This window comes from Facivitalis istanbulensis (genome assembly GCF_040560405.1).
In the GTDB taxonomy this organism is placed as follows: domain Bacteria; phylum Pseudomonadota; class Alphaproteobacteria; order Sphingomonadales; family Sphingomonadaceae; genus Sphingomonas; species Sphingomonas istanbulensis.
Genome location: NZ_JAVSCQ010000007.1, coordinates 115,168 through 133,700, shown reverse-complemented (window position 1 = coordinate 133,700; position 18,533 = coordinate 115,168). Strand labels below are relative to the sequence as shown.

General features: G+C 67.2%; 14 protein-coding genes, 1 tRNA gene and 3 pseudogenes. 11 read left to right on the top strand and 7 right to left on the bottom strand.

What is annotated here, in order from left to right; genetic code table 11:
• The 4 genes and pseudogenes from RN629_RS06960 to RN629_RS06945 all read left to right on the top strand — a co-directional run.
• The coding region (locus RN629_RS06960) for a hypothetical protein (RefSeq protein ID WP_455189833.1) at positions 1-220 on the top strand (220 nt) is incomplete at its 5' end.
• Positions 214-579: pseudogene (locus RN629_RS06955) on the top strand (transposase); the annotation flags it as partial. The gene RN629_RS06960 and the pseudogene RN629_RS06955, both read left to right, overlap by 7 nt.
• Before the next feature lie 46 nt (positions 580-625).
• Positions 626-1,990, top strand: a pseudogene (locus RN629_RS06950) (transposase).
• 82 nt (positions 1,991-2,072) lie between these two features.
• Positions 2,073-2,564 (top strand): annotated as a pseudogene (locus tag RN629_RS06945) (transposase); the annotation flags it as partial.
• A gap of 268 nt (positions 2,565-2,832) precedes the next feature.
• Here the strand turns inward: RN629_RS06945 and RN629_RS06940 are convergent.
• Positions 2,833-2,970: a hypothetical protein gene (locus tag RN629_RS06940; protein WP_407034545.1), complete on the bottom strand. Its 138-nt coding sequence runs from the start codon at positions 2,968-2,970 to the stop codon at positions 2,833-2,835.
• Positions 2,971-3,055: 85 nt separating this feature from the next.
• On the opposite strand from RN629_RS06940, the gene RN629_RS06935 reads away from it, so the two are divergent.
• Positions 3,056-3,130, top strand: a tRNA-Thr gene (locus RN629_RS06935).
• A 385-nt stretch (positions 3,131-3,515) separates the two neighbouring features.
• Here the strand turns inward: RN629_RS06935 and RN629_RS06930 are convergent.
• Together RN629_RS06930 and RN629_RS06925 are read right to left on the bottom strand one after the other, a co-directional pair.
• The gene (locus RN629_RS06930) at positions 3,516-4,262 is read right to left on the bottom strand and encodes a siderophore-interacting protein (protein ID WP_407034544.1); all 747 of its coding nucleotides are present in this window, start codon (positions 4,260-4,262) and stop codon (positions 3,516-3,518) included.
• Complete coding sequence (locus RN629_RS06925) at positions 4,262-4,957, bottom strand: O-methyltransferase (RefSeq protein WP_407034543.1); 696 nt, start codon at positions 4,955-4,957, stop codon at positions 4,262-4,264. Before RN629_RS06925 ends, RN629_RS06930 begins: the two co-directional genes overlap by 1 nt.
• 149 nt (positions 4,958-5,106) lie before the next feature.
• On the opposite strand from RN629_RS06925, the gene RN629_RS06920 reads away from it, so the two are divergent.
• The 5 genes from RN629_RS06920 (at position 5,107) to RN629_RS06900 (ending at position 11,539) form a co-directional block, all read left to right on the top strand.
• Positions 5,107-5,910, top strand: a complete 804-nt coding sequence (locus RN629_RS06920; protein ID WP_407034542.1) for an AraC family transcriptional regulator — start codon at positions 5,107-5,109, stop codon at positions 5,908-5,910.
• 139 nt (positions 5,911-6,049) lie between these two features.
• Complete coding sequence (locus RN629_RS06915; protein ID WP_407034541.1) at positions 6,050-7,342, top strand: dicarboxylate/amino acid:cation symporter; 1,293 nt, start codon at positions 6,050-6,052, stop codon at positions 7,340-7,342.
• A 73-nt stretch (positions 7,343-7,415) separates the two neighbouring features.
• Positions 7,416-9,521 carry a transglycosylase domain-containing protein gene (locus tag RN629_RS06910; protein ID WP_407034540.1) on the top strand — a complete coding sequence of 702 codons (2,106 nt, stop codon included), beginning with the start codon at positions 7,416-7,418 and terminating at the stop codon, positions 9,519-9,521.
• Positions 9,522-9,620: 99 nt separating this feature from the next.
• Complete coding sequence (locus tag RN629_RS06905; RefSeq protein ID WP_407034539.1) at positions 9,621-10,622, top strand: threonine aldolase family protein; 1,002 nt, start codon at positions 9,621-9,623, stop codon at positions 10,620-10,622.
• Entirely contained in the window at positions 10,619-11,539 is a 921-nt protein-coding gene (locus RN629_RS06900; RefSeq protein ID WP_407034538.1) for a DMT family transporter, read from the top strand. The genes RN629_RS06905 and RN629_RS06900 overlap by 4 nt, the downstream gene beginning before the upstream one ends.
• Here RN629_RS06900 and RN629_RS06895 read toward each other — a convergent pair.
• Both RN629_RS06895 and RN629_RS06890 read right to left on the bottom strand, forming a co-directional pair.
• Entirely contained in the window at positions 11,449-12,288 is an 840-nt protein-coding gene (locus RN629_RS06895) for a Rossmann-fold NAD(P)-binding domain-containing protein (RefSeq protein WP_407034537.1), read from the bottom strand. The two genes, RN629_RS06900 and RN629_RS06895, sit on opposite strands and share 91 nt — an antisense overlap.
• On the bottom strand, positions 12,285-14,015 hold the full coding sequence (locus RN629_RS06890; protein ID WP_407034536.1) for a M28 family peptidase: 1,731 nt from the start codon (positions 14,013-14,015) through the stop codon (positions 12,285-12,287). Before RN629_RS06890 ends, RN629_RS06895 begins: the two co-directional genes overlap by 4 nt.
• Positions 14,016-14,170: 155 nt before the next feature.
• Here RN629_RS06890 and pepN point away from each other — a divergent pair, with 155 nt between their 5' ends.
• Positions 14,171-16,756: an aminopeptidase N gene (pepN, locus tag RN629_RS06885; protein ID WP_407034535.1), complete on the top strand. Its 2,586-nt coding sequence runs from the start codon at positions 14,171-14,173 to the stop codon at positions 16,754-16,756.
• 92 nt (positions 16,757-16,848) lie between these two features.
• Here pepN and RN629_RS06880 read toward each other — a convergent pair whose 3' ends face one another.
• Both RN629_RS06880 and pal read right to left on the bottom strand, forming a co-directional pair.
• Entirely contained in the window at positions 16,849-17,784 is a 936-nt protein-coding gene (locus tag RN629_RS06880) for an alpha/beta hydrolase (RefSeq protein WP_407034534.1), read from the bottom strand.
• 208 nt (positions 17,785-17,992) lie between these two features.
• The gene (gene pal, locus RN629_RS06875) at positions 17,993-18,517 is read right to left on the bottom strand and encodes a peptidoglycan-associated lipoprotein Pal (protein ID WP_407034533.1); all 525 of its coding nucleotides are present in this window, start codon (positions 18,515-18,517) and stop codon (positions 17,993-17,995) included.
• Between the last annotated feature and the right edge of the window lie 16 nt (positions 18,518-18,533).

Genomic DNA, 18,533 nt, shown 5'->3' with positions numbered 1-18,533 from the left:
TCTGGCGGGTACGGCGGACGACGTGACGACGACGTTCGAGTATAATCCGGCGAGCCAGATCACGGCGAAGACACGGTCGAACGATGGCTATGCGTTCACCGGCTATGTGAACGTGAACCGGGCCTATCACTACTTTGGCAGAAGTTTGACGGCGGCTTCGGTGATGCGATATCCGCATTGCGGACAACAAGCGGGTGAGCAGCTCCCTTCTGAACGGTGACCGACGCGGTGCTGGACGAGGTGGCGATCTGGCAGCGGCGGCCGCTGGATCCGGCCTATCCGCTGGTCTTCTTTGACGCGCTACGGGTGAAGATCCGGGACGAGGGCATGGTGCGCAACAAGGCGATCCACATCGCGCTCGGCGTCCGTGCCGATGGTGCCAGGGAGGTGCTGGGCCTGTGGCTGGAGCAGAACGAGGGTGCCAAATTCTGGCTCAGGGTCATGAACGAGCTCAGGAACCGCGGCACCGAAGACATCCTGCTCGCCGTGGTCAATCGCCTGAAGAGCTTTCCCGAGGCGATCACGGCCGTATTCCCCGACGCCGTCGTCCAGACCTGCATCGTGGGGCCGTTGAAAAACCTCAGGCGGTATGATTCAATCGACCATCAAGGCTTGGGAGAGATCCATGCTGGGGCGCAAGGAACGGGATCAGCTGGAGCTGTTCATTTCAGGGTCATTGCGCCAACTTATTCCTAATGATCACGTGTCGGTGCGGGGCGATGCTGTGCTCGATCTTTCGTGGCTCCGCGCAGAGATCGCTGATCTCTATAGTCCCGACAACGGCCGGCCGGGCATCGATCCCGAAGTCGCGGTGCGCTTGATGCTGGCGGGCTTCCTGCTCGGCATTGTCCATGACCGTCGATTGATGCGTGAGGCGGCGGTTAACATCGCGATCCGCTGGTTCGTGGGCTACAGCGTGCATGAGGCGCTGCCCGATCACTCCTCGCTGACGCGGATCCGCCAGCGCTGGGGGGGCGAACGTTTCCGGCGGATCTTCGAGCGCACAGTTCAGGCGTGCATTGCGGCGAAGATCGCGACCGGCGAGGTTGTCCACCTCGATGCCTCGCTGATCCGCGCGCACGTCAGTTGGGCTGCGCTTGTCGTACGCCATGTCGAGGCTGTCGCAGAGGCCGATGACAAGGCGCTCCGCGACGGCCGTCAAAGCGGCAGGTTCAAGAAGGTCTGCGTGACCGACCCTGACGCCACGATGGCAACCAGCGGGCGTAATCGCCGTCTCGAGCCCGCCTATAAGCAGCATACCGCAGTCGACGACATCGCCGGTGTGATCGTCGATGTCGAGATTGCGACTGGCGAAGAGAATGAGGGCATGGCGGTCGCGGGGCGGATCGACGCGATCGCCACGACTACCGGCAGATCGATGGCCATTGCGACGATGGATGCCGGTTATGCCTATGCCAAGGTCTTCCAGGCGCTCGAGGATCGCGACATTGAGGGCATCGTCCCCGCCAAGGCCGAGCCGCCGCCAGGCAAGGTCATTCCGACACGGCGCTTCAAGTTCGATCCCCGCCACAACATCGCCCGCTGCCCGCGCGGCAAGATCCTTCGCCCCAAAGGCAAGCTCCAGCGCGGCGCGTTTCAGTATTTCCATGCCCGCGCCTGCGATTGCCGTGCCTGTCCGTTACGGGCTCGCTGCGTCAGTCCTTCCCGCCACGCCCGTGTTGTCGTCTTCAACGTGAACCATCCCGCCCTGCTCAGGGCTCGGCGCAAGCGGCTCGCCTGGGGCACTCGTGAAACCCGGTTGTACCAGCGTCATCGCTGGCGCGTCGAAGGCGTCCACGGCGAGGCCAAGACCTAGCACGGCCTGGGCAGAGCGGTCCGACGCGGCCTCGACAACATGCGCATCCAGGCCTTCCTCACCGCCGCAGCCATCAACCTGAAGCGGCTCGCCGCCTCCTTTTTACTCCTGATCGCGCGCATTTCCGTCAGATTCATGAATCTCAGTCCGGCGAGAGTGCCCGTGAGCGGTTGAAACGTACCCGCACGGTCGATCTTCAGCCGCGGCGCTGAATACACGCCGCATCCGCCCATATTCTGACTTCTTCAACGACCCCATCGTCCATCTGCTGCGCAATTCCATGGACTTCGTGTCCTGGAAGGACCGCAAGGGCTTGGCGAGCGCGTTGAAGGAGGTCTACCGCGCGCCCGGCGCCGAGGCGGCCGAGCAGGCCCTGACAGCCTTCGAGGCCGGGCCCTGGGGCACCCGCTACCCCGCCATCGGCCAGAGCTGGCGGCGTGCCTGGGCCGAGGTCATCCCGTTCTTCGCCTTTCCCGACGAGGTCCGCCGGATCATCTACACCACCAATTCCATAGAGGCGCTCAATTCAAAGCTGCGCCGGGCGGTGCGTGCACGAGGCCATTTCCCCACCGACGAGGCCGCCACCAAGCTGCTCAACCTGATCTTGAACCGATCGGAGAAAGAGTGGGGGATGCCGCCACGCGAGTGGACTATGGCCAAGGCCCAGTTCGCCGTCATCTTCGGCGAACGCTTCATCAGGCCATGGCGGCGTAATGTCCAGCCGCCCGCCCGCACACGAAATTCCTGACACTCCCGGTGGCCGACGCCGCGCTTGTTACCCAACTTCTGCAGATACGGCTCAAGCCAATGCTCGAGATCCCGCTGCCAGTCCTCTTCCATCGCCAGCCTCCATCAAGGCTGGCAACCTGTGAATCACGCATTCTTCCCGCAGAAAATCCCAAAAATCACACTCCAGCCAAAGTAGTGCCAGGTAGCGAAATCCCGTCGAGCAAGATGCCAGCCCAGGCTCGACCCGATCAAAGCTCCGACATCGGAAGGAGGAACCGGCGACCGGATCACCCGTGGCCGGACGACTCCCCACGGGCGGGCGAGGCCGGGGATGGTTCGTCCAGCCCGCGCGCCTGCGCCTTGCGCCGCTTCAGATTTTCCCGAAGCGCCGCCGCCAGCCGCTCCGCGCGTTCGTCTTTTTCCATGGCCCATCGCATAATCCAGCCAACAAGCGCTTGACAATGTCTGCCCGATCGTCTCTAGGCGCGCTTCCCGCGTTGAGACGCGAGTGCTGCCGTAGCTCAGTGGTAGAGCGCATCCTTGGTAAGGCTGAGGTCGTGAGTTCAATCCTCACCGGCAGCACCATTTTCCCCGACCTGACGCTTAAGGGTCATATTACTTCTCCTCGTGCGTAGGGGCGCGAGCAGGACGGATCGGGTTGGTGGTCTCTGCCGGGCCGCGCTCATGCGCCGGTTCCGCATGAGGGAAGAGGCGCCGATCTCGCTCGCCGTCATGAAGAAGCGCGACGGGTGGCCGTTCGCAGCCTGTCCCCATAGCGGTCGCACATTCACAGCCGGCGAATTGCCATGGATCGAGCAGCGATCACCGGTGCCAATCACTGGGTACCCGGCCACGCCTGGAACGGCGCGCGCTCGGCCGCATCACCGAGAACGCTCTCCGCAAGACGGCCGCGCCGGCGTGTAGGGCAATGGGACCGCGATCCCGGCGACGGTGGCCAGGCCTTCACGCGTCAGTCCATCCCGACCTTGCCCGGCGCCCAATAGGCTTTAGCCCTGATCCGCCCCGATGGTACGCCATACTCCTTCAGCTTCTGTCGCAGCCGCTGCACGGTTCCGGCCTTGCCTGTCAGAACGAAGACATGCCCCGACGCGATCAGCCCGGGCAGCGTCGCCTCCAGATCAACAATATGAGCCTCACCCATCGATCGTCCGAAGACATGCGTCGCGGCCATTCCGAGACGTACGGCTACGGCGGCGGTGTCCGCAGCGTCATCGGCCTCAAAATATCCCGCGACCAGGCGGTGGGGATATTGCCCCGTCAACGCGCAGGCCAGCCCAAGCGAGGATTCGTCGCCGAAGATCGCGAAAGGCCCTTCAAGCTGGCGCACGCCGAGGGAGGCACGCGGGCCAAACACATCGCATTCGTCCCCCGCCTTGACCCGTCGGAGCCATTCACTGCCCGGTCCTGCTCCATGCGCAAAACCCAGGATGCGGGTTCGCCCCTGATCGGCATCCCATGCGATCGGCGTATAGGTGCGCGCGACGAAGGCGGACCCCATGGCGATCTGAACCTTCTGACCGGGCGTCCATTGCACCTCCCTCAGCTCCGGGCCTTCCAGCGAGACGAGGCGAAAGCGGTCGCTCAATGCCTCGCTGGCGATAATGGTCGCCCGCTTCATGAACAGGCGGATCAGCGCCTTGCCGATCCGTCCCTGCTTCCGCTCGACCGCGAGGGGACCATTGTTGGGGTGCGCCATCAGGCGATCCTCACCGAGAATTCATTGCCGCGCGCCTCGCCGATCTGCACTGGCTGAGAGACATAGCCATTCGCTGGATCGTGAACATAGGCCTGATAGTCCGGAGCGAAGGCATTTTCGCCGATCACCGCCGCGCCCGTGCGCAACGCGGGCTCGATCAGCTTGAGCACCGGCAGATAGAGCGACAGGGCTCCGTCGATCAGGGCAAGGTCGATCGCGCCGCCCATATCGGCCAGCGTGTCCAACGCATCGCCTTCCCGGATATCGACCAGATCGTCCAGACCGGCCTCGGCGAGATGCGCGCGCGCCTTCGCGACCTTTCCGGGCTCAAGCTCGCTTCCGATGACGATCCCTCCGCCATTGTCCCGCACGGCGGCCGCGAGATACAGGGTGGAAATCCCCATGGAGCTGCCGAACTCGACGATCCGTCGCGCCCCGGTCGCGCGAACGAGCGCATAGAGAAAGCGGCCGAACGCCGGCGAGATCGCGAGGAAATTGTCGGCATAGCCCCGATAGACCGCCGGATAGTCCCGCCGTTCCTCCGCCATATAGTGTGCCATCATCTGCTCGATCGAGGTGTCGGGGGCATTCAGTTGCGCCATCATCTTTTCCAGATGCGCGCGGTCCGATGCCTCGGCGGCTGCATGCAGGCGGGTCAGGAGCGTGGCGACGCGGGGGGTGTCGAGGCTGTTCACGGCTGGTCCTTTCGGCTTGCGTGAAGGCGAAATGCCTCGACGCCGTCTGTCTCCTTGAGATAAAGGCGCGCGAGGGTGGCGTCATTCCGAAATCTTGCCATGATATTATCCAGTTTCGCCAAAATGCGGATGCCATCGGGACCCAGCCGATGCCGATCCTGAGCACCGCGAATGTGGCGGACTGGATCGAGCCGGACGATGTCCCCCGGCCCATCGTGGCGTTCGGCGCGGCGATGCCCGACGATGGAGGCTTCGAACTCGATCCGCATCGCCACAGAAAGGGGCAGATGCTGCTGGTGCAGCGGGGCGCGATCAGTTGCGAGGTTGCGGGCGGCCTCTGGATCGTTCCGCCGCGCAGCGCGATCTGGGTTCCCGGTGGCGCTCTCCATTCCTTTCGCATCTCTGGCGGGCTGGAGGGCTATTGCGCCTTTGTCGATCCGGCGTTGACTGAGGCGCTGCCGACAAGCTGCTGCGCCGTGGCGGTGACGCCGTTGCTGCGCGAACTGCTCGCCCGGGCCGCCCACCTCCCCTATTTCTACGAGGAGGGCGGCGCGAACTCCCGACTGGTCTCGGTCATCCTCGACGAACTTGCGGCCGCGCGCGTGGAGGATCTCCACCTGCCGATGCCCGGCGATCCCCGCCTGCGCCGGATCATGGATGCGATGATCGCCACGCCGTCGGACCGGAGCTCGCTTGCGATCTGGGCGAAGCGCGCCGGACTGAGCGAGCGGACCATGTTGCGGCTCGTCCGGCGCGAGACGGGAATGAGCTTCGGGCAATGGCGTCGGCAACTGGGCGTGGTTCTGGCGGTCAAATGGCTCGCCGGGGGCGCTTCGATCCAGCGGGTCTCGGCCGATCTCGGCTATGAAAGCGTGCCGAGCTTCGTGACCATGTTCCGCAAAGCCCTTGGAACGTCGCCGGCCCGCTATATGGCCGAGCGGCACGCCGGGTAATGATCGCAACCGGCGACCGGAGCCGATCATGGCTCCGCCCTGTCGACCGGCCCTTGCCCGGTCCAGGGGCCGCGCAACTATCCTGCCCCCACGCAAATCTTGATTGGGATCGTTTCGCCGCCTCGCTAGCTATGGCCGGATGAGATTCCGTTTTTCCTTCGGGGCCCAGGTATTCGTGGGCATGGGCGTCGGCCTGCTGCTCGGCCTGTTCGCGCGGTCGCACGCCGCGACCGGCTTGGCTGAGGGGCTGCGCATCGTCGGCGAAAGCTTCGTGCAACTGCTTAAGGTGCTGGTCGTGCCGTTGGTGTTCACCGCCATCGTCGCCTCGATCGCGGCGCTGCGCGACCTGAACAACGCCGCGCGGCTGGTCGCCGCGACCTTCCTCTGGTTCGCGATCACCGCGCTGATCGCGGTCAGCATCGGGCTGGCGCTCGGCACCTGGCTCCAGCCCGGCCTTCATGCCGGCGTCGCGGCGGGCAGCGCGGTGCGCCCCGACACGGCGGGCTCGTGGCTCGACTTCCTGCGCGGGCTGATCCCCGCCAATATCCTGGGCCTGTCCGCGACGACCAGCGCGGGTGACGGCGGCGCGCTGAAGACCGGGCTATCGTTCAACATCCTCCAGATCATCGTCATGGCGGTCGCAATCGGCGTCGCGGCGGTGCGCATCGGCGACAAGGGGGAGAGCGTCCTGTCATTCAATGCCTCGGCCCTCGCCATCTTCCGGCGCATCCTGTCCTGGGTGATCCGGCTGACCCCGATCGGGTCGGGCGCGCTGCTGGGCAATGCGATCGTCCGCTATGGCTGGCAATCTCTGTCCGCGCTCGGCAGCTTCGCGCTCGCGGTCTATATCGGCCTCGGGCTGGTGCTGTTCGTCGTCTACCCGCTGCTCCTGCTCGCCAACGGCCTGTCGCCCCGGCGCTTCTTCGCCGCCGCCTGGCCCGCCATCCAGTTGGGATTCGTCTCGCGCTCGTCGATCGCGACGCTGCCGGTGACCGAGGATGTGGTCGAGCGGCGGCTGGGCGTGCCGCGGGCCTATTCGGCGTTCGCGGTCCCCTTTGCCGCGACCACCAAGATGGACGGGTGCGCCGCCATCTATCCCGCCATCTCCGCGCTGTTCGTCGCGCAATATTATGGCCTGCCGCTGCATGTCGGCGACTATGTGCTGATCGTCCTGGTGTCGGTGCTGGGCTCGGCGGCGACCGCCGGGTTGACCGGCGCGGTCGTCATGCTGACGCTGACGCTGTCCACGCTGGGCCTGCCGCTGGAGGGTGCCGGGTTGCTGCTGGCGATCGATCCGATCCTCGACATGGGGCGCACCGCGATCAACGTGGCGGGGCAGGCGCTGGTCCCGACCATCGTCGCGCACCGTGCGGGCCTCATCGCCGACACGCCCCCGGTGGACCGCTTGCCGGACGTGCCCCAAACAGGGTAAGCGCGACCATGTGCTTGCGCGCGGTGTTCTGGTGAAGTAATACACGCGAGTGGCCGACCGCCGGAACTCTGTGATGCGCCCCGACCCTTTCAATCCCGATCGCCTGCCCCCCGACCGTCCGTACGAGCCGGTGGGGCCCAACTATCCGCTCTACGATGCCGAGACCCAGAGCTGGTCCTTCGGCGAGGACGAGCCGGACGAGCGGACCACCCGCCGCCACCGCATCCGCTGGGGCCGGTGGATCGTGCGTGGCCTGGGCGCGGGCATCATCCTGCTGGTCATCGCCATCGCCTGGCTGGCGGTGACCGCGCCGCTGTCGCGCTCGCTCCAGCCGCCGACGCCGCCCTCGATCACGCTGACCGCCGATGACGGCTCGCCCATCGCGCGGCGCGGCGCGATCATCGGCGCGCCGGTCGACGCCGCCAAGCTGCCGCCGCATGTGCGTGAGGCGTTCCTGGCGATCGAGGATCGGCGCTTCTATTCGCACTGGGGCGTCGACCCGCGCGGCATCCTGCGCGCCGCCTGGCACAATGTCGGCTCCGGCGGCGTGCGCGAGGGTGGATCGACCATCACGCAACAACTGGCCAAGAACGCCTTTCTCGATTCCGACCGCACGGCGGGCCGCAAGATCCGCGAGGCGATGATCGCCTTCTGGCTGGAGGCCTGGCTGTCGAAGGACGAGATCCTGTCGCGCTATCTGTCGAACGTCTATTTCGGCGATAACGTGTACGGCATCAGCGCCGCCGCCAAACATTATTTCGGCCGTACCCCCGCCCAGTTGAACATCGGTCAGGCGGCGATGCTCGCCGGGCTGGTCAAGGCGCCCTCGCGCCTGGCGCCGACCTCCAATCTGAAGGGCGCGCGCGCCCGGCAGGCGGTGGTGGTCGCGGCGATGGAGGATGCGGGCTTCCTGACCAAGGCGCAGGCCGAGGCGGTACAGCCGCAGCGCGTGCTGGCCGCCCAGCCCGAGACGCTGCCCTCCGGCACCTATTTCGCCGACTGGGTCCTGCCCGAGGCCCGCGATCAGGCGGGCGAGATCAAGACCGAGGCGACCGTCCAGACCACGCTCAACCGGCGGTTGCAGCGGATCGCCGAGCGGACGGTGCGCAGCGCCGGGTTGAACCAGGCGCAGGTCGCACTGGTCGCGATGCGCCCCGACGGCCGCGTCGTGGCGATGGTCGGCGGCAAGGATTACGCCAGGAGCCCGTTCAACCGCGCCACCCAGGCGCGCCGCCAGCCGGGATCGGCGTTCAAGCTGTTCGTCTATCTGGCCGCGCTGCGATCGGGGATGACCCCAGATTCGACCGTCGAGGACGAGCCGGTCGACATCGCCGGGTGGAAGCCGCGCAACGCCGATGGCCGCTATCTGGGCAAGATCACGCTGCGCCAGGCCTTTGCCCGCTCCTCCAACGTCGCCGCCGCGCGGCTGACCCAGGCGGTCGGGGTCAAGGCGGTCATCAAGGCGGCGCGCGACCTGGGCATCACCACCCCCATCCCCAATGAAGCGACGATCGGCCTTGGCACCTCGACCGTCAGCCTGCTGGAACTGACCGCCGCCTATGCCGCGATCGCCAATGAAAGCTATCCGGTCGTCGGCCATGGCCTGACCGATGCGCGCGAAAAGGGCTGGTACCAGTCGCTGACCGACCGGAAGACGGGCTTCTCCTCGGCGGTGCATGACGGGATGCTCGACCTGCTGTCCTCCTCGATCAAGACCGGGACCGGACGCCACGCGTTGCTGACGGTCGATGCGTTCGGCAAGACCGGCACAACCCAGGATTCGCGCGACGCGCTGTTCCTCGGCTTCGCGCGCGACCTGGTGGTAGGGGTGTGGGTCGGCAATGACGACAACACGCCCAATCCCGGCCTGTCGGGCGGCGGCGTGCCCGCGCGCATCTGGCGCGCGTTCATGCAGTCGGCGCTCGACATCCCGCCGGTCGCGGCCCCGGTGGTGCAGGAGGAGGTCGATCCCGACGCCATCGCCAACGGCGTCGACGAGGAAGTGATGCCGACCGCCGATCCGGTGGGCAACATCATCCAGAGCCTGGGCATCGACCTGCACACCGACGATGACGCCCCGGCCTCGGTCGGCCCTGGTCGCCGTCGTGGCGATCGCCCCGCCATCGGGCCCGCGCCCGAGGAACGCCGACCCAACGACGAACGCCGCGACGACGAATAGCAACCCGGCTCCCCGTCCATCCACCGGATCGGGAGCCCGGTCGCAGCGATGGGATCGCGGTGTTGACGCATGGGGATGCCGCGCCCAAACGCTGGGATCATGCGATTCTTCTCGGACAACGCCGCCCGCATCCACCCCAAGGTGATGGAGGGAATCGCCCGCGCCGATCATCTCGACACCGCCTATGATGGCGATCGATGGTCGCGGGCGCTGGACGCGCGGCTGTCCGAACTGTTCGGCACCGGGGTGGAGGTGCTGTGGGTTCCCACTGGGACCGCCGCCAATGCCCTGGCGCTGGCCGCGCTCTGCCCGCCGCATGGCGGGATCGTCTGTCACCGCGACTCGCATATCCAGAATGACGAGGGCGGCGCGCCCGAATTCCATACCCATGGCGCCAAGCTGATGCTGGCCGATGGCGAGGGGGCCAAGCTGACCCCCGATGCCATCCGCACCCTGATCGACGCCATCGCCAATGACGTCCACCGGGTCCAGCCGCACGCCATCTCGATCACCAACGCCACCGAATATGGCCGCGTCTACAATCCCGAAGAGGTCGCCGCGATCGGCGCACTGGCGCGGGAACGGGGCTTGGGCCTCCATATGGACGGCGCGCGCTTCGCCAATGCGATCGCCCGGCTCGGCTGCACGCCGGCCGCGCTGACCTGGCAGGCGGGAGTGGACGCCCTCTCCTTCGGCTTCGTCAAGAATGGCGCGATGAGCGCCGAGGCGCTGGTCTTCTTCAAGCCCGGCCTGGCCGATGTCACGCGCCGCCGCCGCAAGCGGGCGGGCATGTTGATGTCCAAGGGGCGCTATCTGGCCGCACAGATCCTGGCGATGGTCGAGAACGACCTGTGGATCGTCAACGGCGCGCTGGCCAATGGCTGTGCCGAACGGCTGGCCGCCGCGGCGGGCGACCGGCTGGTCCATCCGGTCGAGGCGAACGAGGTGTTCCTGCGCGCCACACCCGCGGAAGCCGCCGCCCTGCGCGCGCACGGGTTCGATTTCTACGACTGGGCGGCGGGCGAGATCCGCCTCGTCACCGCCTGGGACAGCGATGCGCAGGTGGTCGGCCGCCTGGCCGACGCGATCGCCGCGCTGTGAGCGAGTTCGACACCGGACCGCGCTCGACCCGCGCCGCCGTCCTGATCCCCTTCGCCATCGTCACGCTGATCTGGGGATCGACCTGGCTGGTCATCCGCGACCAGATTTCGCTCGTCCCGGCCACCTGGTCGGTCAGCTATCGCTTTCTGGTCGGCGGGCTCGCCATGGGCGCGTTCGCGCTCGCCCGGCGGGAGAGTTTCCGGCTGGGCACTACCGGCTGGCTGTTCGCCGCCGGGATCGGGCTGTTCCAGTTCGTGCTGAACTTCAACTTCGTCTACCGGGCGGAGGCCTATATCACCTCCGGGCTGGTGGCGGTGGTCTTCGCCATGCTGCTGATCCCCAATGCGCTGTTCGCGCGGGTGTTCCTGGGCCAGCAGATGGGGCGGCAATTGCTGTTGGGGTCGGCCGTGGCGATGGCGGGCGCGACCCTGTTGTTCGTGCATGAGGCGCGGGTCGACCCCGCCGGGCCGACGCGCGCGATGATCGGCATCGCGCTGACCATCGTCGCCATCCTGTCCGCCTCCACCGCGAACGTGATGCAGGCGACCAAGACCGCCCGGCGGTTCCCGATGCACGCGACCCTGAGCATCGCGATGCTGGTCGGCGCGGCGGTCGACGCGCTGATCGCCTATGGACTGAACGGCCCGCCGGTGTTCGAGATGCGCGCCGGTTACATCTTCGGCATCCTCTATCTCGGCCTCTTCGCCTCGGCGCTGGCCTTCCCGCTCTATTATCGCGTGCTGCGCACGATCGGCCCGGCCAAGGCGGCCTATTCCAGCGTCATCGTCCCCGTCATCGCCATGAGCCTGTCGACGGTGTTCGAAGGCTATCGCTGGTCGCTGCTGGCCGGCGCGGGGGCGGCGGTGACGGCGCTGGGGCTGGTCATCGCGCTCAAGGCGCGCAGGCCCAACCGGTAATCGGGATAGGCGGGGCGCCAGCCCAGCACCCGCCGGGCCTTGCCGTTCGCCACCCGCCGGTTCTCGGCATAGAAACCGCGCGCCGCCTCGGACAGGCTGTCGAGCGGCACCAGCGGCGGCACCGCCACCCCCGCCAGCCGCGCGGCATAGGCAACCACCGAATCCTGGTCGCAGGGGTGATCGTCGGCCAGGTTATAGGCCCCCGCCGGCCCCTCGAACCCGGCGATCACGCCGCTGACGATATCGGCGATATGGACGCGGCTGAACACCTGTCCCTGCAGCCCGACCCGGTGCGCCCTGCCCGCGCGGACGCGGTCGATCGGGGAGCGACCGGGGCCATAGATGCCGGGCAGGCGAAACACGCGCGCGCCCAGCCCCTGCCAGTCGGCATCGGCCACCGCGCGGGCGACCCGGCGGCCCGAACCGATGGGTGCGCTCTCGTCGACCCAGGCGCCGCCGGTATCGCCATAGACGCCAGTGGAGGACAGATAGCCCAGCCACGCCGCCGATCGCGCCAGCCGATCGCCATAGGCGTCCTGCACCGGATCCCGCTCGCCGTCGGGCGGGACCGACGACAGGATATGCGTCGCGGCGGCAATCTCGCCCGCCACCGCCTGTCCGTCGCCGAAGCGCAACGTGCCGTCCCGCCCGTCGCGCGTCGTGCCGACGACACGCCAGCCCCGCGCGCCGAGCGCCGCCGCCAGATGTCGGGCGGCATAGCCCATGCCAAAGACGAACAGCCGGCTCACTTGCCCGCCATCGGCCCCTTGTAGAGCGTCCCGAAATAGTCGCCCTTGTTCCACACGGGCCGTTCCGGCTCGTCGGCGATCTCGCGCGCGATCGCATAGTTGACGCTAACGAAGCGCGGTCCCTGGCTCCAGTCGATACCCTGATCGATCTCGTCGCCCGGACGGTGATAGCGATGACTCATGAAATCGGCGACCGCCGCCTTGCCCGGCCCCGCCTGTCCCGGCCACAGGAAGACGGACGGGATGCCCTTCTGCACGAAGCGGAAATGGTCGGAACGGACGAATATCCCTTCCTCCGGCATGGGATCGGGCGCGACCGGCAGGCCCATCGCCCCCACCGCCTTGCGCACGATCGGGCCCAGCGTCGACCGATCCGCGCCGAACACCACCATATCCTCGAACTTGTAGGTCAGGATCGGCATGTCGAGATTGACGTCGGCGACGATCGACTTGAGCGGCACGGTCGGGTGATTGGCGAAATAGTCGGAGCCGACCAGCCCCTTCTCCTCGGCCGTCACCGCCAGGAACATGACGGTGCGTTTGGGCGGGGTCGCGGCCTTGAACCGCCTAGCCTCCTCGATCAGGCTGGCGATGCCAATCGCATTGTCGAGCGCGCCATTGTTGATCCGGTCGCCGTCACCGCCGTCATTGACGCCGATATGATCCAGATGCGCCGACAGCACGACGACTTGGTCCTTCAGCCTGGGGTCGCTGCCGGGGATCAGACCGATGACGTTGCTGCTGTCCATCGACGTGAAGCTGGTCTTCGACGCGACCGTCATCCGGCCCCTGGCGATGATCGGCGTAAAGCGTGGCCGGGGCGCGGCGGCGGCCTTGGCGATCACGGTCCAGTCCTTGCCAAACAGCCGAGCCGCGCCCGCTTGCGACAATGTGCCCAGCACCGGGGTCGTCGGGGTCATCGCATGCGCGGTGCCGTCCGGATTGGCCCAGGTCACGCGCGCCGCATCATAATAGCGCGCGAGCGATGCGAAGGGGCGCTGGCGTCCATTGCTGCGCGGCATGTCGATCTGCACCGCGCCGATCGCCCCCTTCGCCGCCGCCAGCGCGGCCTTGTTCGCCGCCGATCCGAAAAAGGCGCGCTCCTCGCCGCCCAGCCCCTCGGGCGCGCCGGGAACGAAGGCGACGATCTTGCCGCGCACATCGACGCCCTTGTAATCGGTCAGGCCATATTGCGCCGCGTCGATGCCATAGCCGACAAAGACGACCGGGGCCGAGACGCTCGTCTCCTTGCGGTCGGGCACCGGCGAGGGCACGAAATCCTCGCCAAAGACCAGCTCGGTCGCGGTGCCGCCGATGGGGGTCCACATCGCGCTGCCCTTGTCGGCGACCTTGTACGCGACCAGCGGCACCTTTTGCAGATAGCCGCCGTCATCGCCACCGGGACGCAGGCCCGCGGCGTAAAATTGCGCGGCGACATATTGCGCGGCGATATCATAATCGCGCGTCCCCGCCTCGCGGCCCGCCATCGCGTCGCTGGCCAGGAACATCACATGCGCCTTCAGCGCGGCCTGATCCTCGGGCAGCGGGGCGGTGATCGTCGCATTGCGCTCGGCCGCGCTGCGTGGGGCCGCCGCCGGGACGCCGGTCTTGACTTCAGCCTGAGCCGTCGCCGGTGCGACGGCCTGCCCATGGTCATGATGGTGATCGTGCGCGAAGGCGGCGGTGGACAGGAGAAACAGCGGCAACAAGGCCGTCGAACGCGACATGCAGACCCTTTCCCGGAGAGATATCGCCTCCGGGGTACCATGACGCCCCCCACGATCAAGCCACCGGCCTTGCGCCGCCACGCTTTTTCCCGCGCACGCGCATGGCCCAATGCCCTGTACAGGGTTATATTCCCGCCATGGATATCCAGCACGCCATGGCCCAGCCCAGCACCACCCCCGCCGCCATCCGGCGCGAGGACTATCGCCCGCCCGGCTGGACCGTGCCCGATATCACGCTGGATTTCCGGCTCGACCCGGCCGAAACCCAGGTCCACGCCACCCTGTCGGTCGTGCGCCGCGGCGCGCATGACGAGCCGCTGCGCCTCGACGGCGCGGGACAGGTGCCGCTGTCGGTCAAGGTCGATGGCGTGGCGATCAACGACTGGCGGATCGAGGGCGAGCAGCTCGTCGTCCCGCTGGCCGGCGATGCGCACCGCGTCGAAACCGAGGTCGTCATCGCCCCCGACCGCAACACCCAGCTGATGGGTCTTTATGCCTCGGGCGGCAATCTGTGCACCCAGTGCGAGGCGGAGGGGTTTCGCCGCATCACCTTCTTCCCCGACCGGCCCGACGTGCTGAGCGTCTATCGCGTGCGGATGACGGCGGAGGCGCGGCGCTTCCCCGTGCTGCTCGCCAATGGCGATCCGGTTGCCAGCGGAACGAACGAAGATGGCACCCACTGGGCCGAATGGCACGACCCCTTCCCCAAGCCGTCCTATCTCTTCGCGCTGGTCGCCGGGGACCTGGCGGTCCATCGCGGCAGTTTCACCACGATGAGCGGCCGCGCGGTGCAACTCGGCATCTGGGTCCGCGCCGCCGACCTGCCCAAGACCGATCACGCGCTCCATGCGCTCAGGCTCGCCATGGCGTGGGACGAGCGCGTCTATGGCCGCGAATATGACCTCGACGTGTTCAACATCGTCGCGGTCGACGATTTCAACTTCGGCGCGATGGAGAATAAGGGGCTGAACATCTTCAACAGCCGCTACATCCTCGCCGATCCCGACACCGCGACCGATTACGACTATGACGCGATCGCCGCTGTCGTCGCGCATGAATATTTCCACAACTGGTCAGGCAACCGGATCACCTGCCGCGACTGGTTCCAGCTTTCCCTCAAGGAAGGCTTCACCGTCTATCGCGACCAGTGTTTCTCCGCCGACCAGGGATCGGCGGCGGTCAAGCGGATCGAGGATGTGCGCGGGCTTCGCGCCAGCCAGTTCCCCGAGGATTCGGGGCCGCTCGCCCATCCGGTGCGCCCCGAAAGCTATATCGAGATCAGCAATTTCTACACGGCCACCATCTACAACAAGGGGGCCGAACTGATCCGCATGATGGCGACGATGCTGGGCCCGGTGAAGTTCCGCGCCGCGACCGACCTGTATTTCGACCGTTTCGACGGCACCGCCGCCACCTGCGAGGATTTCGTCGCCTGTATGGAGGAAGCCGGCGGGATCGACCTGACCCAGTTCCGCCTGTGGTATGCGCAGGCGGGGACGCCGCGTGTTTCGGTCGGCCTCGCCCATGAACCGGGCGGCGGGCGCGCGACGCTGCGCCTCGCCCAGCATGTGCCCGCCACGCCGGGACAGAGCGTGAAGCACCCCATGGTCCTGCCGCTCAAGATCCGGCTGTTCGGGGCGGAGACCGGCCGTGCGCTGACCGACGAAACCCTGATCCTGCTCGACCAGCTGTCCGAGACGATCACCTTCGAGGGCGTTACCGAGCGGCCCGTCCTGTCGATCAATCGCGGCTTTTCCGCGCCCGTGGTGATCGAAAGCGACCGGACGGCGGCCGACCTCGCCTTCCTGTCGGCGCATGACGACGATGCCTTCGCCCGGTACGAGGCGATGCAGCAACTGATGCTCGACACGCTGGTGGCGGGCACGATCAACGGCGTGGTGCAGGCCGATGCCGTCCTCGACGCGGTCGCGCGCACGCTGGAGGCCGAGGGGCTGGAGCCCGCCTTCCTGGCCGAGGCGGTGCTGCTGCCCTCCGAGAATTTCATCGGCGACCAGATGATGACGGTCGATCCCGACGCGATCCATGCCGCGCGCGAGGAACTGCGCGAACGGCTGGGCCGGACTCTGGAGCCGGTCTGGCGGCGGCTTTATGCCGAGATGGCGCAGGACGCCTATATCCACACCCCCGATGCCAAGGGACGGCGTCGCCTGCGCAACGTCGCGCTGGGCTATATCGCGGCCAGCGGCGCGCCCGACGCCGCCGCCACCGCGCTGGCGCAGTTCGACGCGGCCGACAACATGACCGATCGGCAGGCCGCGTTGACCACGCTGGTCAATTCCGACGCGCCCGAGCGGGAGGACGCGCTGGCCCGTTTCCACGCGCGCTATGCCGACAACGCGCTGGTGCTGGACAAATGGTTCCAGACCCAGGCGCTGTCGTCGCGGGCCGATACCGGCGCGGTGGTGGCGCGGCTGGCGCGGCATCCAGACTTCACTCTCACCAATCCCAATCGCGCGCGCGCGCTGGTCGGTGCGTTCGGGGTCAATCAGCGCGCGTTCAACGCGGCGGACGGATCGGGCTATCGCTTCCTGGCGGATCAGTTGATCGCGCTCGACCGGCTCAATCCGCAGACCGCGGCCAAGCTGCTGCCGCCGCTCGGCCGCTGGCGGCGGTTCGATGGCGAACGCTCGCGCCTGATGCGCGCCGAACTGACCCGCATCGTCGAGACGCCCGGCCTGTCCAAGGATCTGTTCGAACAGGCGTCGAAGAGCATCGAGTGACCGACTCTCCTGCCAGGGGGGCGGGTCAGAGGCCTGACGAAGGGGCGTCCCGCTGTCGATAGCGCGACACCCCTTCGCCATGGGGGCGGGGTCTACCGCGCCTTCGCGTTCAGAAATCCTTCCATCGCGATCCAGCGGTAGAAGGCGTCGAACCAGCCGGTGCTGGTCGTCTTCTTGGGATACATGCCAAAGCCATGGCCGCCCCGGCCGTAAAGATGGAACTCGACCGGCTTGCGGGCCGCCATCCAATCGTCGATCAGCCCGAACCCCTTGCCCGCGAACAGCGGATCGTCCGCCGCGATCGCCGCGAAGAGCGGCGGAGCGTCGGCGGGCACCGCCATGGGCTGAAGCGGACCATAAATGTCGCCGACAAAGGCCGGGTGGGCATCCTGTCCCGCGACCACCGTCGCCATGGTCAGCATCCCGCCCGCCGAAAAGCCGACCATGCCGATCCGGTTGTGATCGACCTTCCATTCGCCCGCGCGCGACCGGACCAGCGCGAAGGCGGCACGGGCATCGGCGATCTGCGGCGCAAGACCCTTGATCGCATCCTGCGGATTCGGCCGGGCGGTGGGCCGCACCACGCCGGCGAACATCGCCGCCATCGACTTTTCGAAATCGGCCATGCCGCGCGGCGTCTGGTTCAGCCGATATTTCAGGACAAAGGCCGCGATGCCGCGATCCGCCAGCGCTCGGGCGACGTCCCAGCCCTCATTCTGCATCGACAGCGTGCGAAAGCCGCCGCCGGGCGCGACGATCACCGCCGCGCCGGTCGCTTTGGCCGGATCGGGCAGGAACGGGGTCAGCGTCGCCTGAGTCACGTTGCGCGCGAAGACGCTGCCATATTGGCTGTGCCAGCTCTCCGCCACGGGCGCATTGGGCAGCGCGCCGGTGTTCAACGGAATCGCCTGTGGCTGGGCGGGTGTGGCGATCGGCACCATACGATCGTCCTGCGCCATGGCGGGCGTCGCCGCCGATAGCGCCAGTAACAGCGCGAACGCCGCGCCGGACCATGAACTCTTGCTCATATCCCCTCCTGTCCGCCGTGGGTTTCTTCCACGGTCGAAGGAGGATGGTAGCCCCTCGCCAGGCGGGCGCAAGCGAAAATGATAGGGCTAACATCGATGGCGGCGGCGGAACTCGGCGTTCGTTCCGCACCGGACCGGGATGACCGTCCACGCGGTGCCCCCCAACGTCCCCCGGTCCCTTTTCAGGGGACCGGGGGTGCTTGCCGGATCAGTTCAGGACGATCGTCACCGCGCGGCGGTTCTGCGCCCAGGCCGCTTCGTCCGAGCCCAGCGCGACCGGACGTTCCTTGCCATAGCTGATGACAGTCATGCGATCGGCCGACACGCCGCGCGCCGCCAGATAGTTCTTGGCCGCGTTGGCACGGCGATCGCCCAGCGCGAGATTATATTCGCGGGTGCCGCGCTCGTCGCAATGGCCCTCGATCGTGATGCGGACATTGGGATAACGCTGCAGCCACGCCCCCTGGCTGTCCAGGATCGCACGGGATTCGGGATCGATGTCATATTGGTCGAGCCCGAAATGGATCGTGTTCGACGTCACCGAACGACGGAAATCGGCGTCCGAACCCGGCACCACCGCGCCGTCGGTCGGCGGCGTCTGGCCGGCATTGGGGTTGACCGGCGTCGCCTGGTCCACCGGCGCGGGCGGCAGGACGGCGGGGCGCTTCTTGGCGCAACCGGCGATCGCGAGCGCCATGGCGGCGACGACAAGGGTGGTCTTGATCTTGGTCATTGGACTGGTCTTCCCT

Excerpts from the sequence above, each read along its gene's own strand:
- RN629_RS06940 (WP_407034545.1), bottom strand. The coding sequence starts at position 2,970 with ATGGAAAAAGACGAACGCGCGGAGCGGCTGGCGGCGGCGCTTCGGGAA.
- RN629_RS06930 (WP_407034544.1), bottom strand. The coding sequence starts at position 4,262 with ATGGCGCACCCCAACAATGGTCCCCTCGCGGTCGAGCGGAAGCAGGGA.
- RN629_RS06920 (WP_407034542.1), top strand. The coding sequence starts at position 5,107 with ATGCCGATCCTGAGCACCGCGAATGTGGCGGACTGGATCGAGCCGGAC.
- RN629_RS06915 (WP_407034541.1), top strand. The coding sequence starts at position 6,050 with ATGAGATTCCGTTTTTCCTTCGGGGCCCAGGTATTCGTGGGCATGGGC.
- RN629_RS06910 (WP_407034540.1), top strand. The coding sequence starts at position 7,416 with ATGCGCCCCGACCCTTTCAATCCCGATCGCCTGCCCCCCGACCGTCCG.
- RN629_RS06905 (WP_407034539.1), top strand. The coding sequence starts at position 9,621 with ATGCGATTCTTCTCGGACAACGCCGCCCGCATCCACCCCAAGGTGATG.
- RN629_RS06890 (WP_407034536.1), bottom strand. The coding sequence starts at position 14,015 with ATGTCGCGTTCGACGGCCTTGTTGCCGCTGTTTCTCCTGTCCACCGCC.
- pepN (WP_407034535.1), top strand. The coding sequence starts at position 14,171 with ATGGCCCAGCCCAGCACCACCCCCGCCGCCATCCGGCGCGAGGACTAT.
- RN629_RS06880 (WP_407034534.1), bottom strand. The coding sequence starts at position 17,784 with ATGAGCAAGAGTTCATGGTCCGGCGCGGCGTTCGCGCTGTTACTGGCG.
- pal (WP_407034533.1), bottom strand. The coding sequence starts at position 18,517 with ATGACCAAGATCAAGACCACCCTTGTCGTCGCCGCCATGGCGCTCGCG.